Below are 13,078 nucleotides of genomic sequence, written 5' to 3'. Positions count from 1 at the left end.
ATCTAAAATTGATTACACTTGATGGACTAATTTCCAACTTACCATCATCAAGATTGCGTAAATAATAAACCGTAGTGGTCTTTGTGGAGCTACTTGGCAGACTTTAGCACCTAATAAAACTCCTGGAACAGAGCCTAACCATATAGGTATTACCAGACTCCAATCAACTGTTCCCAAGCTGAGGTGTCCAAGGGAGGTAAACAGTAATAAAATCGCTGCGTGTGAAATGTCTGTACCCACTAATTTACGTGCATCAAGACGGAAAAATCCAATCATTACTAGGGCAAACATTGAACCAGAGGAAACGCTTGTTAGACCAACCAAACAACCTAAAATTGCTCCCAACACGATTGTTTGGAAACGACCAAAGTTAGTTTCCAAGTCTAATTTTGGTAGTTCTGGTAAATTCAACTTGGGGAAAAAAGTCAATAGCAATAATTGTATTAATGCCAAGACTGTAACTAGGAGAATCATTACCCCAAGCAAACGCAGCAATATGTTATCCAAGTTATACTCAGCCGTACCTCTAATGAAGTGTAAAATTGCCACCCCGAAGAATGAGCCAGAAACACTTCCGAATGCCAACCATTTAACAACTTCTGTGTCAATGGTTTTCTGTTCCCAATGCTTGACGCTACCGACAATCTTCATCAATGTGGCAGCTACAACATCAGAACTCACCGCGATAGAAGGTGGAACCTGAAAGATAAAAATCAACATTGGAGTGATAAGAGAGGCTCCCCCAATTCCTGTTAAACCAACGATGATGCCAACGAAGAAGCTTAAGATTGGTAGTAATAAATAGTCCATACTCTTGGGGAATTTCAACAATCAGTTATCAAGTATCGGCATTATCAGAGTCCTGTTGAGTCCTCCACTTCTATAAGTGAGCAGCGTAGGTTAGGGTTTAAATCCCCAAACAAATCTTTGATAACTGTTCACTGTGATTGATTGGTGAATTACTACTCCTGACTAATTTTTTTGCGGTTTTACACGTAAAATCCGGTAATCCGACTACATTACCGTATTTTACTCGTAAGAATGATTAAACGTCTACTGTATTAGCTTTGTATCTGGCTCGATAATCTGAGGAGGGAAGTGGGGAATGCTCTACACTGAACTATGCTTGACTCTTAAGCAACTGTCGTGATACACCTAATCAAACCAATCGGTCTGAAAAGCTGTAATGTCTAAAGGTAAAGAAACAAAAAGCAGAATTCTCCAGCAAGCAGCCGAACTGTTTAACCAGCAGGGGTATGCAGGCTCATCGATGTCAGACATCATGCGTGTCACTGGATTGCAGAAAGGAGGAATTTACAATCATTTCCAAAGCAAAGACGATTTGGCGCTACAGGCTTTTGAGTTTGCGATCGCCCATATCAAACAGCATACTAGATCGGCATTGCAAAACAAGCGCTATGCAGTAGAACGTCTGCAAGCAATTATTACAGTATTTAGTAGCTTTGCAGAAAATCCACCCATTAAGGGAGGATGTCCATTGTTGAATACTGCTATAGAGAGTGATGATACTCATCCGGCTCTGCGCGATCGCGCTCAACAAGCCATGAACTCTTGGCTAAATCTGATTCATCGAATTATTCAAACAGGAATTGAAAAAGGCGAAATTCGTTCTGAGGTAAATGCTGATGAAATCGCTACCATCATCATTGCAACTCTGGAAGGAGCTATCATGATGAGTAAACTTTATGGAGATTCAATTCATATGCACAGGGTAATTAATCACCTAAATCAATATTTAGAAACTCACCTGAAAAATAATTCGTAATTCGTACCTCGGCTTCTCTGCGAGACGCTACGCGAACGCTCGGCAACCTAATTCGTAATTCGTAATTTAAGAATGCGATAATTTTTTTAACTGATTTCAGACCGAAGGGTTTTATTTATCAAGGATTCAACATGCTGAAATTTTACTACAATCCTGTTTCGCCAAATGCTCGTCGTGTGTGGCTCACTTTACTAGAAAAGGAAATTCCCTTTGAACCAGTTTTAATGAAATTGAATGGCGATCAATTCCAATCAGAGTTTGCGATAGTTAACCCCTTTCATCACATTCCGGTTGTGGTGGATGACGGTTTTCGAGTTGTAGAATCCCTAGCAATTATGGACTATTTAGAAAGTAAATATCCTACACCTGCAATGCTACCTTCTGAGCCTCAGGCATTAGCAACCGTGAGGATGGTGCAATTAGTTACTGGTAATGAATTATTTCCACAAATAATTTCACTAATTTATGAAAGAGAAGATTCACCACAAGTTGCACAAGCAAAGCAGCATATAGATAAGATACTGCAATTTTTTACAGAATTACTTGGCGATCGCGGTTTTTTCGGTAGTCAGCAGTTAACTCTAGCAGATATCGTTGCTGGTATAGGTATACTTTCATTACCTAACTTAGGTGTTAATCTCAGTGATTACCCCAAAATAAATGAATGGTCTGAGCTATTAATGCAACGTCCAGCATGGCAAAAAACCAAATTGAGTAGCGAAGAATTTGAAGCATTTAAAGGGCGAGTTAGGGCTATAGTGAGGTTACGTAGAAATAAAGCCAATAAGAACAAATAGCAAGCGATTGGCAAGTTTGTATGTGTTAAACCGGAATATCAGAAAATATAGCATTTTCTAATAAGCGTGAAGTTACACCTGAAAACCTCACCCCCAAACCCTCTGCTTAGTAAGGAAAGGGGAGATTAAAGATAGACTCCTCAAAAATGTGAATTTTAGAGTGATTAGTGATTACTAACAATGACAAAAGACTAATTCCCAAACACACCAATTTACTTAGCATCAGCCAATATGGTTTCAATGTCTGATAGCTGTACTACTCCGGAAACAGTTGGACTATTAATTACAAAAAATGGTGTGCCAGAAACAGCTAATTTTTGAGCTAGTTCGATGTCTTTTGTAATTGCAGGAGTGGCAATAGTCAGGTCGCGTTTAAATTTATCCAAATCCAAGTTGAGATTTTTAGCAATATCTAAATACAAGGAATTACCTAGTTTCTTTTGATTAGTAAATAGGGCATCATTATATTCCCAAAATTTACCTTGCTGATGTGCTGCCCAAGCTGCTGCGGCAGCGGGAAGTGCTTGAGAATGAATTGCAACGAGAGGTAAATTCTTGTAAACTAATCTTATCTTGTCTGGATATTTTGCTAACAACTGTTTCAATGTTTTATTTGCTTCAGCACAGTAAGGACATTGAAAGTCTGAAAATTCCACCAGCAGTATTTTTGCTTGAGTTGAACCTTTGGTTGGAGAGTTACCAATCACTGTTTGAGGATTGGTTTTGAAATCCTGTAAAAATCCTTGCCTTGCTTCATTGATTTTTTCTTGTTGTTTCTGCTGATAAGCTTGAACAGATTCGATAATTGTCTCTGGATGTTCGCGGATAATTTGCAATACTTGCTGTTCTAGCTGGGGGTCAATGCGGGTAGCAGCTTGTGCTGGAAGCGACCAGGTGAAAATAAAACATAACAGACTTATTGTTGCCAAAGTACGCAGATATTGAACTAATTGCCCAAACCAATTAAAGAATGTAGTCATACAAAAAGTGTAAAAAATCAATATTATCTTAGTATTGCCATAGATGTGCAAATTTATAACTGCTTGAAGCTACTCTAGAAACATAGACGCACGATGATTATCATCCAGAGGTCAAATGAGTGTACATGAAGAAACTATAGCCAAGATTCGTCAACTACCTGAGCCACTGCTTCAACAAGTGAATGACTTCATAGATTTTCTCATGATGAAAAACAACAGCAGTGTTCAGTCCTCATGGACGGAGTTCACAGAAGAAGCAGAAATAGTGGAATCAGATTTTTCTGACTATTTGCAGAATTTGGAAGATTATGAAGAACGTCTCAGTAAACGAAAAATCCAGAATTGTTAAGGTACTTGGTCATTTAGATGATAGTTATATGGAAGAGTTAGCGATCGCACTTACCACAATTCTGGGATTATCGATAGAAGGTTGATCCTCTCCAAAGATGTTTTATTGTGTAGTTACAGCTGGCGGTTGGAAACCGCGCCTACACAGCCAAAGTCCGCCTGCCCGGACTAAGAAGTATTTAATTAACCAGCGTAGGCGGGTTTTGTTTTTGTAGCTGCGACATTCGGCAGCGTAAAATTTCGTCAATCGTGATAAAGTAACATTCTGGTTAAGAACATTGGCAAACAATCTTTATTGACCAAGTTTCGTTAGGATATTGTAACCTGGGCAATAGCCACTATCTTATCGATGTGACGCCTAGCGTAGGCGTAGCCCGTCGTAGACATCGCTTTTTCACATCTATGACAACAACCATCGACTTTCTCAGTCACCTTAACCCCAGTCAACGTCAAGCTGTCGAACATTACTGCGGCCCTTTGCTAGTAGTTGCTGGCGCTGGTTCAGGCAAAACACGAGCGCTAACTTATCGCATTGCCAATCTGATTCTAAAACATCGTGTCGATCCAGAAAATATCCTAGCGGTTACTTTTACCAACAAAGCTGCACGGGAAATGAAAGACCGGATTCAACGGCTGTTTGCGGAAGAACTGGCAATGAAACAACATGGCCAGCGATATGATTTGTTGACAGAATACCAACAACACCAATTGCGATCGCAAGTTTATAAAAATACTATCAAAGACTTATGGTGTGGCACTTTCCACAGTCTATTTTCTCGGATTCTCCGCTTTGATATTGAAAAATATGTAGACGAAAAAGGACGAAAGTGGAATCGTAATTTCTCTATCTTTGATGAATCAGATGTGATGACTCTCATCAAAGAAATCGTCACCAAACAGTTAAATTTAGACGATAAAAAATTTGATGCCCGCTCTGTCCGCTATGCTATTAGTAATGCTAAAAACCAAGGTTTATCACCGCAACAATTTGAGCAAGAACAACCGAATTATCGGGGAAGAGTGATTGGCCAAGTCTATAATTTATATCAAGATAAGTTAGCAGAAAATAATGCTCTGGATTTTGACGATTTAATTCTTGTACCTACTAGATTATTTCAGCAAAATGAGCAAGTATTAGGTTACTGGCATCGCAAGTTTCGCCATATCCTCGTAGATGAATATCAGGATACTAACCGTACCCAATACGAACTGATCCATTTATTAGTAACTAATGGCGAAACCAAAAAGAGCGAATGGGAATGGGAAAATCGCTCAGTTTTTGTTGTCGGCGATGCAGATCAATCCATCTATAGTTTTCGGATGGCAGATTTCACGATCTTGCTGGGATTTCAGGAAGACTTTGGCGATGGTTTGCTAGATGATGACACCCGCACAATGGTTAAGCTGGAAGAAAACTATCGTTCTTGTGAAAACATTCTGCAAGCAGCTAATGAGCTAATTGAAAATAATACCCAACGGATTGATAAAATCCTCAAAGCTACGAGGGGTACGGGTGAGCAAATTCATTGTCACAAAGCAGATGAAGAAATTGCAGAAGCGGCATTTGTGATTAATCAAATTATCACTTTAGAACAGCAAAATCCTGAGTTGAACTGGGGTAGTTTTGCCATACTTTATCGGACAAATGCTCAATCTCGTCCTTTTGAGCAATTCTTAGTAGAAAAGCAAATTCCTTACACAGTTGTGGGGGGAATGAGATTTTACGATCGCAAAGAAATTAAAGATGTCGTCGCTTATTTAAGAGCGATCGCCAATCCATCTGATACAGTCAGTTTATTGCGAGTTATTAATACTCCCCGCCGAGGAATTGGCAAAACCACTATTGACGCTTTAGTAAACGCCTCTGGGCAACTAGGCACAACACTGTGGGAAATACTCAGCGATGAAACATCAGTTAATACATTAGCTGGACGGGCAACAAAAGCTGTAAATAACTTTGCCGAAATGATTAGCCGTTGGCAAGGACAAATTGGTACGCTTCCTGTGACTGAGGTTTTGCAAGGAATATTAGAAGACTCTGGTTACGTTCAAGACTTGATGAGTCAAGGCACAGATGAAGCGACAGATAGAGTGCAAAACGTCCAGGAACTTTATAACGCTGCGCTGCAATTTCAAGAAGAAAACGAAGAGGTTTCCCTGCAAGACTTTTTAAGTAGTGCTGCTCTCAGTTCCGATTTGGATAACTTAAAAGAAGGACAAACAGCAGTTTCTTTGATGACTTTGCACGCTTCCAAAGGTTTGGAATTTCCCGTAGTCTTTTTGGTGGGATTAGAACAGGGATTATTTCCCGGTTACCGATCGCTAAGTGACCCCGCATCTTTGGAAGAAGAACGCCGCCTGTGTTATGTGGGGATTACTCGCGCTCAAGAAAGGCTGTATTTATCACATGCGCGGGAACGGCGTTTATATGGTTCTCGTGAACCTGCAATGCGATCGCAATTTCTCGACGAATTACCAGAAGAGTTATTATCGACCAAACGTGCCAGTCGTCAAAGTTATACCAAAAGTGCCGCTAATGCTAATGGAAAGCCAGACACAGGGCAAAATTGGCAAGTAGGCGATCGGGTATTACATAAGACCTTTGGTCTTGGTGAAATTACTCATGTATTTGGAACGGGTAGTAAAATGTCTGTAGCAATTAAATTTGCCAGTTTGGGACAAAAAATTGTTGACCCAAGAGTAGCGCAGTTACAACGAGTAGACTGAATATATCCGCAGATCCCCGACTTTTCAAAGAAGTCGGGGATCTGATTTTTCATATTTCAATTTCTTCAAAGTGTTCAACAGTGGGAAATGGCTCATAAAAATGATGCAAAAGTTTCTTCCACTCTTGATACTCAGGAGAATTTCTAAATCCCACAGTATGAGATTCTAAAGTCTCCCATCTGACAAGTAATAAATATTTTTCTTGTACTTCTATACATCTATGCAATTTATGAGATAAATATCCGTCCATTGAGGAAATAAATTTAGAAGCTTTTTTGAAAGCAGCTTCAAATTCTGATTCTAGACCAGGTTTAACATTAAGCATAACTGCCTCAAGAATCATAAAGTTTTGCGGTGATAATTTTTGTTTATCAGTAGTTAGTTGTTTTGTTGCTAAACCGCCAAGTCATGATTATTGCAGCGATCGCTAAACCAATAGCCAACCCCCACCAAAGACCAATAGCTCCATACCCCAATGAGATTCCGAAAATATAACCAGTGAATAAACCAACACACCAATAAGCAAAAATACCAATCAACATCGGAATTCGAGTGTCTTTTAGTCCGCGTAATGCTCCCCCCGCAGTAACTTGCACACCATCAACTATTTGAAAAATCGCTGCCACTCCCAGCAATTTCACTGCGAGGACAACCACATCTGCATTGTTTGGATCGTTAATGTCAATATAAAGAGAAATAATCGACTTTGGCACTAACCAAAATGTTATGCCTACTACACCCATAGATAGAGCTGCAATGGCAATCCCTACATATCCAGCCAGACGAGTAGCAAGCAGGTCACTCTGCCCAACTAACTGCCCAACACGTACTGTTGTCGCTAAAGAAATGCCTAGTGCAAGCTGGAATGACATGGAAATTGTTTGTAAAGCAATTTGATGGGCAGCAAGAGCGTTTGTTCCTAATTTTCCGATGATGAAGGTAACAATGGTGAACAGTCCCGCTTCGACCGCAATCAGACCTCCAATGGGCAATCCAACCTCAAAAATCTCGCCAATAATATGGCGATGCTTTAAAGGAAAAGCTTTATCAGATAAAGGTCGAAAAATACCATAAACTGCAAAGTCAGGCTGATTACATATATAAAATGTTAAAGCAACAAACATACTCCAAAGTGAGAATGTGCTTCCCCAACCGATACCAGCTAAACCCAGCGCGGGAAATCCCAGTTTGCCAAACATCAGCACATAGTTAGCTGTGATGTTGAGCAGAGTACCCAAAACCACAGTTACCATCACTAATTGCGGTTGCAACAGAGCACAAAGAAAGCTTTTAAGTACTGCAAAGCCTAAAGCAGGAATAAAACCCAGTGCGATCGCCCTTAAAAAAATCTCTGCTAGTGCTACTGTGTTAGGATCTTGCCCTAGTAGAAGTAGTAAAGCACCTCCATTGTAAAGCAACAATGTAATTGGTATTCCTAGTATCAGAGATATTCCTAGTCCAAGCCGGACAATTGTGCCAACTTTTTCTCTATTTCCGGCTCCGTATGCTTGAGCAGCTAACGGACTGATAGCAGAAACGATACCACTAACGATTAACAGACAAAAGCTAAAGATAGTAACTCCCAATGCTCCAGATGCAATAGTCTGACTTCCCAACCAGCCCATCATTACTGTATCCACAAAAGCAGTTGCAGATTGAGCTACTTGTGCTGCTGCCAAAGGTACAGCTAACACGAGACATTTTTTCACTTCAGAAAACATATATTACTTAATAACCCCATGTGAATAACAAAGGGTTTTTCCAAAATCTAAACCCATGTTCAAAAGATACTGCTTCTGGGAAATTGAATCTATCTTAATGGAATAAGATGACTCACTTTACAGTCTTTCGGAAGGAAGTTATTGCTGAATCATTGCTCTAACTAAGCTGATTTTAATTGAATAATACCTCGATCAAAAATGCGATTATCAGTAGCGATTGCCCTTACTTCTATTCTATCTTTATACACCTCATTAGTATCAAGTCAATGCAACCTCTACAACAGTATACGCCATTAAAACTAATTTTTTAATAAATAGATAATCGCAGCGCAAAACTCTTCGTAATATCCTTTAGAATCAGTTTCACTGAAGCCTAGAATTAAGTCTTGTCTCTCTTCGTCTGTAATCGTATTAATAATTTCCAATATTGGCTCAATAGATTTTGCACGTAAATTTTTCAGCTTGTCAATATTGAGTGCGAGTTTATCAATTGTTGTTTCAGCAGCTAATTGCTTTTTTGAATTATTTGTCGCCAAAATCTGACCGTCATCAGTGTACTTAAAGAACTCCTCACAATTTGCATTTATGGGTGAAACCATCAAATCCTCATCGTACCAATGATCTTTTTTGCTTCCACAGTGCAGAGGTTCTTTACGCTCTCTTTCTCTTTGACATGAAGCCAGCATATTTGTGTATTCCAGCGCTAGCTCAGTATTAGGATATCTAGGTTTTAGATGTTCAATATGACTAATTTCTTTGGTAATACGCCTTCCACAATAGCAACAGATAAAGCCTTGCTCTTGCAATAAGGAATCATGTACATCGGTTTTTTGTGGTTTCCTGAAGTCGTCCCAACTTGGTTGCCAATCCTCATTTGCTAGATTTTTCCAAACGGTAAAACTTTCTGGTTCCTCACTTTTTTTGATATATTTCACCGCTTCAAAATCTCTTTGCGTCGAATAGATACACTTGCTTTTACTAATTCTGGTTCATCTTGTCCAATAATATCAGCAATTTCTTGAGATAACTGCCTAGCACCATCAAGATTGCCTTCATCAATTAGTCTAAATAACTCATGTAAACGATCTTTAATTTCTTGTGGACGTGCTGGAACACCCATGAGGTCTTCTAAGATACGATTACTATCTCTGCCAAAGGAACTTTCCGGTCTTTTTGCAACAACACCTTCGTCTGTTTTTTCTAGAATGTAAATTCCTTCAGGCTTGACTTGGCTAATTACTTGAGGCGAATGAGTGGTGACAATAAATTGGCAATTGGGGAATGTTCTTGTCAGCGCTGGAATAATTTCTCGTTGCCATTTAGGGTGTAGGTGGAGTTCAATTTCATCAATTAAAACAACGCCACTACCTTGGAGGGGATCTGGTAAACTAGGGTTAGCGATCGCTAATCGTCTTGCTAAATCTCCCACCATTGCCAACAAGCATTTTTCCCCATCAGATAGCTGATTAACTATAAGTTCTTCACCTTTTTTTCTGACAGTCATTCGCAGTGGAGAACGTTCAACCTGCAAGTTTAAAAATTCTGGTATTAAGGAAGAGATAGACTGTCTTACTGCTTCTAATTGTTTGTCTCTATAATGAGGGTTATCTCTTCTCCTCTCATTTTCTAAATCTTCTCGATTTCTAAACCATTCAAAAAAGATTTTGAAGTCAATTCTTCCTCCCGTAAGCGCCTGATTATAGGCATCCACTTGTTTAAATGAACTTCCTTCTGAAATCTCTAAAGGCATATCAATAACAGCGCGATTAACAGGGTAGTAAACTACTAAATGAATATTGGATTGAGAATTAGTTTCTAATTGTTTGCGTAGATAATCAATTGTAGTTTGCAGCCCTAATCTTGAGTATTCAAAACTAGAAATATTAGTAGATTTAGCAAGATCAGTAGCGACAGAATCAGAAATTTTATCTACTATAGTTGGTAATATAGGATTTAACATTTCTTGTAATTCTTGATATTCAACATCTGAAAATTCTTTACTAGCTGAGTTTTTTAAAAATTTTGCAATATCTGCGACTAAATTTACAGCAAAATCTTCAATTACTGGTTGTAGTAGCGCAGATGATTTGCTGTCACCTATCTGAAACAGATTGATAGACAAAGGCACTTCCTCTAAATTATCTAGCACGGTAATAACTTCGGCGCGTATTTCGTTACGACCACTACTTGTATCTTGTTTGCTGAATGAACGAATAGAATCAGGAGAGTCCTGAATTTTTCCCGTAACCTGTGACATAATAATAGCCAGACAATCAAGAATATTTGATTTGCCCACGCCATTAATACCAATAAGTACCGTTGGCTGGGTTTCATCAAACTCAAGTGTCAAATCGTTAATTCCCCGGAATGATTGTATTTTCAAGCGCTTGACTTTCATAGTTTCAACTAGTCTTAATGTAATTTAGTGGATAAGTATCGCCTACCCTACATCTGTTAAATCATCTTGCAGTACTATGAGATTACGCTGATTTCAACTGAATAATACCTTTATCAAAGACGCGATTATTAGTACCGATCGCCCTGACTTCTATTCTATCTTTATACACGTCATACGCCGCAAAACTTAAATCACTGGTGGAATACTCTGTCCACTCCGAACGCCCTACAGGACGGTTCCCTGCACCTGCACCACAAATTAAATAAGTTGTACCATCAATAGCACGAGTGCGTTCATAATTATGTTCGTGACCATTGATGTAAAGTTGAACGCCGTATTTTTTAAATAGAGGAGTGAAAGTTTTAATAAAAGCGGAATTACTCCCATATTGACCCGATGAATAAATCGGATGATGTCCAAACACAACTTTAGCAGAAGCATTACTAAGGCTTAATTCTTTTTCTAACCAAGATAGCTGGTTTTTCCAATCAGCATTACTATTAGTATCTAAAGCGAAAAATTGTACAATTCCCCGACGAAATGTGTAGTATCGTCCCTTCATATTAAAACCAACATACTTCACTTGTGGATCGCCATTGGCAGTACGAATATCGTGATTACCTAAACAAGCTTGAAATTTCACACCTTGTTTGAGCAAACCTTGATAAGGACGCTCAAAAACTTCACCGATTTTTTCAATTTCGCCGTTATTGTAAATGTTATCTCCAGCTAAAACGACTAAATCATAAGGATTTTGTTTGTGGTAAAAATTCATTGCCCTAGCCACAGCATACTGTCCTTTAGCTCCGGTTCCTGTATCTGCAACAGATACAAAACGTAATAACAAGTCTTTTTTAGGGGGATTCGCGGCGATCGCTGCTGTTGAATCGCTAATCTCAGCACTTTGATGATTTTGATGATTTAACATCCAGCCCACAAATCCTGTACCGATCGCACCCAGGGTACTTGAAAATAAAAATTGACGGCGTTTCAGGTTCATAACTCACCAAATGTAATAAATAGTTAGTTTCCGCAGAAGTAACGTGCAATGAAGTGATACATTAAGGCAAAAGAGGCAGCACCAGTAATAATGTACGTTGTTTGTCTTTGATTCGCTGCTTTTGGTGAAAGTTCCATGTCACAAGACAATCCAAAACCGACTGATGAGCAGATAACTCAACCTCCCCAAAAACCTTACCAGAGAGTTCAGCCAATTTGGAAGGCTAAAATTGTCCAACTTCTGAGAGGGACGATTGGGGTTTTAGAAGTAACGGTGGAGAAACTGGAGACAGCACCCCCACCGGGTACTGAGGAAACGCCTAGTTTTTTGCAGCAGCTTTTGTTGCGCTGGAATGGACTATTAAGGACAGTCCGGTTATTTTTGCCATCAAATTTATCAACAAAGTTATCAGATACAGTTTTGACGGGAATTGTTGCTGGAATTAGTGTAATTCTCCTTTGGACAAGTGTGACTATCTTTACTGGTAAACCTACGGAAGTAGCAACAGTTCCCCCAGTTGAGGAGGTTCCTGTAGTCACACCAACGATAACTACTCCACCGGAGTCAACCGCACCAGAACCACCGCCACAACCGGAAATTACTCCAACACCAGAAGTACAACAGCCGCAACCGGAAATTACGCCAGCACCACCAGAACCAGAAGTCATTCCCACACCCACACCAACGCCTACACCAGTCATAGAATTGACACCTGAACAAGCTTTGATTATGGCTATTGAAAACCAGGTAGCGGAAATTAGCGATCGCGTTGCCTCTGGTCTGATAAAGTCAATTCAAGCGAACTTTCGCACGAGTAATCTCACCGTCAAAATTAGTGATGATTGGTATACTCTCAAAGAATCTCAACAGGATAAACTAGCTGCGGAGATATTACAACGCTCTCAACAACTTGATTTTACTCATTTAGAAATTATCGACTCTCAAAATAGGCTGATAGCGCGTAACCCAGTTGTGGGTACTGAGATAGTGATTTTTAAACGGCAAATAACAAGTTCAACAACAAGTTAAAAATTAGCATTGCATACTTTTAGAATTAGGTTTTTTAGATTTCAATACCTATTTTATTTGAATGACATACATCGTAGGAGCGTGCAGATATGCGTTCCTACAGTGTATGTACTCCAAACAATTGCAAACTGCTCTATCACATTTTTATATCCATTGCGAAATTCGCGAAAAACTGTTGCATTATCGAAAAAATAGGTGTATTTTATAAGATGGCTTTTCTAAAAAGCTTTCAAAAAAGATAATTTCAAAAAATGAGAAAAAGCGCTTAATTGATATTCATCAATTAAAGCAA

Annotated in this window: 12 protein-coding genes; 5 read left to right on the top strand and 7 right to left on the bottom strand. The window is 39.2% G+C overall.

Annotated elements, in window-relative coordinates:
• Positions 1-12 precede the first annotated feature (12 nt).
• Positions 13-810, bottom strand: coding sequence for a sulfite exporter TauE/SafE family protein (locus tag ACFG4S_RS14155; RefSeq protein ID WP_392535394.1), 798 nt, complete (start codon positions 808-810; stop codon positions 13-15).
• A 376-nt stretch (positions 811-1,186) separates the two neighbouring features.
• Between ACFG4S_RS14155 and ACFG4S_RS14150 the strand changes: the two genes are divergently transcribed.
• Together ACFG4S_RS14150 and ACFG4S_RS14145 are read left to right on the top strand one after the other, a co-directional pair.
• Positions 1,187-1,786, top strand: a complete 600-nt coding sequence (locus ACFG4S_RS14150) for a TetR/AcrR family transcriptional regulator (protein WP_392535393.1) — start codon at positions 1,187-1,189, stop codon at positions 1,784-1,786.
• Between the two features lie 131 nt (positions 1,787-1,917).
• Complete coding sequence (locus ACFG4S_RS14145) at positions 1,918-2,583, top strand: glutathione S-transferase family protein (RefSeq protein ID WP_392535392.1); 666 nt, start codon at positions 1,918-1,920, stop codon at positions 2,581-2,583.
• A gap of 212 nt (positions 2,584-2,795) precedes the next feature.
• On the opposite strand, the gene ACFG4S_RS14140 is transcribed toward ACFG4S_RS14145, so the two are convergent.
• Positions 2,796-3,563, bottom strand: coding sequence for a thioredoxin domain-containing protein (locus tag ACFG4S_RS14140; protein ID WP_392535391.1), 768 nt, complete (start codon positions 3,561-3,563; stop codon positions 2,796-2,798).
• Between the two features lie 115 nt (positions 3,564-3,678).
• Between ACFG4S_RS14140 and ACFG4S_RS14135 the strand changes: the two genes are divergently transcribed.
• Together ACFG4S_RS14135 and pcrA are read left to right on the top strand one after the other, a co-directional pair.
• On the top strand, positions 3,679-3,912 hold the full coding sequence (locus ACFG4S_RS14135) for a hypothetical protein (protein ID WP_392535390.1): 234 nt from the start codon (positions 3,679-3,681) through the stop codon (positions 3,910-3,912).
• 401 nt (positions 3,913-4,313) lie between these two features.
• The gene (gene pcrA / locus ACFG4S_RS14130; protein ID WP_392535389.1) at positions 4,314-6,638 is read left to right on the top strand and encodes a DNA helicase PcrA; all 2,325 of its coding nucleotides are present in this window, start codon (positions 4,314-4,316) and stop codon (positions 6,636-6,638) included.
• A 49-nt stretch (positions 6,639-6,687) separates the two neighbouring features.
• Here pcrA and ACFG4S_RS14125 read toward each other — a convergent pair whose 3' ends face one another.
• The 5 genes from ACFG4S_RS14125 to ACFG4S_RS14105 all read right to left on the bottom strand — a co-directional run bounded on the left by ACFG4S_RS14125 (position 6,688) and on the right by ACFG4S_RS14105 (position 11,757).
• Positions 6,688-6,981: an antibiotic biosynthesis monooxygenase family protein gene (locus ACFG4S_RS14125; RefSeq protein WP_392535388.1), complete on the bottom strand. Its 294-nt coding sequence runs from the start codon at positions 6,979-6,981 to the stop codon at positions 6,688-6,690.
• A 28-nt stretch (positions 6,982-7,009) separates the two neighbouring features.
• Complete coding sequence (locus ACFG4S_RS14120; protein WP_392535387.1) at positions 7,010-8,359, bottom strand: MATE family efflux transporter; 1,350 nt, start codon at positions 8,357-8,359, stop codon at positions 7,010-7,012.
• A gap of 299 nt (positions 8,360-8,658) precedes the next feature.
• Positions 8,659-9,294, bottom strand: coding sequence for a retron system putative HNH endonuclease (locus ACFG4S_RS14115; protein ID WP_392535386.1), 636 nt, complete (start codon positions 9,292-9,294; stop codon positions 8,659-8,661).
• A complete protein-coding gene (locus ACFG4S_RS14110) occupies positions 9,291-10,757 on the bottom strand; it encodes an AAA family ATPase (RefSeq protein WP_392535385.1) in 1,467 nt (488 codons plus the stop codon). The genes ACFG4S_RS14115 and ACFG4S_RS14110 overlap by 4 nt, the downstream gene beginning before the upstream one ends.
• An 82-nt stretch (positions 10,758-10,839) precedes the next feature.
• On the bottom strand, positions 10,840-11,757 hold the full coding sequence (locus ACFG4S_RS14105; RefSeq protein ID WP_392535384.1) for a metallophosphoesterase family protein: 918 nt from the start codon (positions 11,755-11,757) through the stop codon (positions 10,840-10,842).
• A gap of 135 nt (positions 11,758-11,892) precedes the next feature.
• On the opposite strand from ACFG4S_RS14105, the gene ACFG4S_RS14100 reads away from it, so the two are divergent.
• Positions 11,893-12,786 (top strand): hypothetical protein, encoded by an 894-nt coding sequence (locus tag ACFG4S_RS14100; protein WP_392535383.1) that lies wholly within the window; start codon positions 11,893-11,895, stop codon positions 12,784-12,786.
• Positions 12,787-13,078 lie beyond the last annotated feature (292 nt).

Source organism: Nostoc sp. C117 (assembly GCF_043099735.1).
Lineage (GTDB): Bacteria > Cyanobacteriota > Cyanobacteriia > Cyanobacteriales > Nostocaceae > Nostoc.
This window is presented reverse-complemented; position numbering and strand designations above follow the sequence as displayed.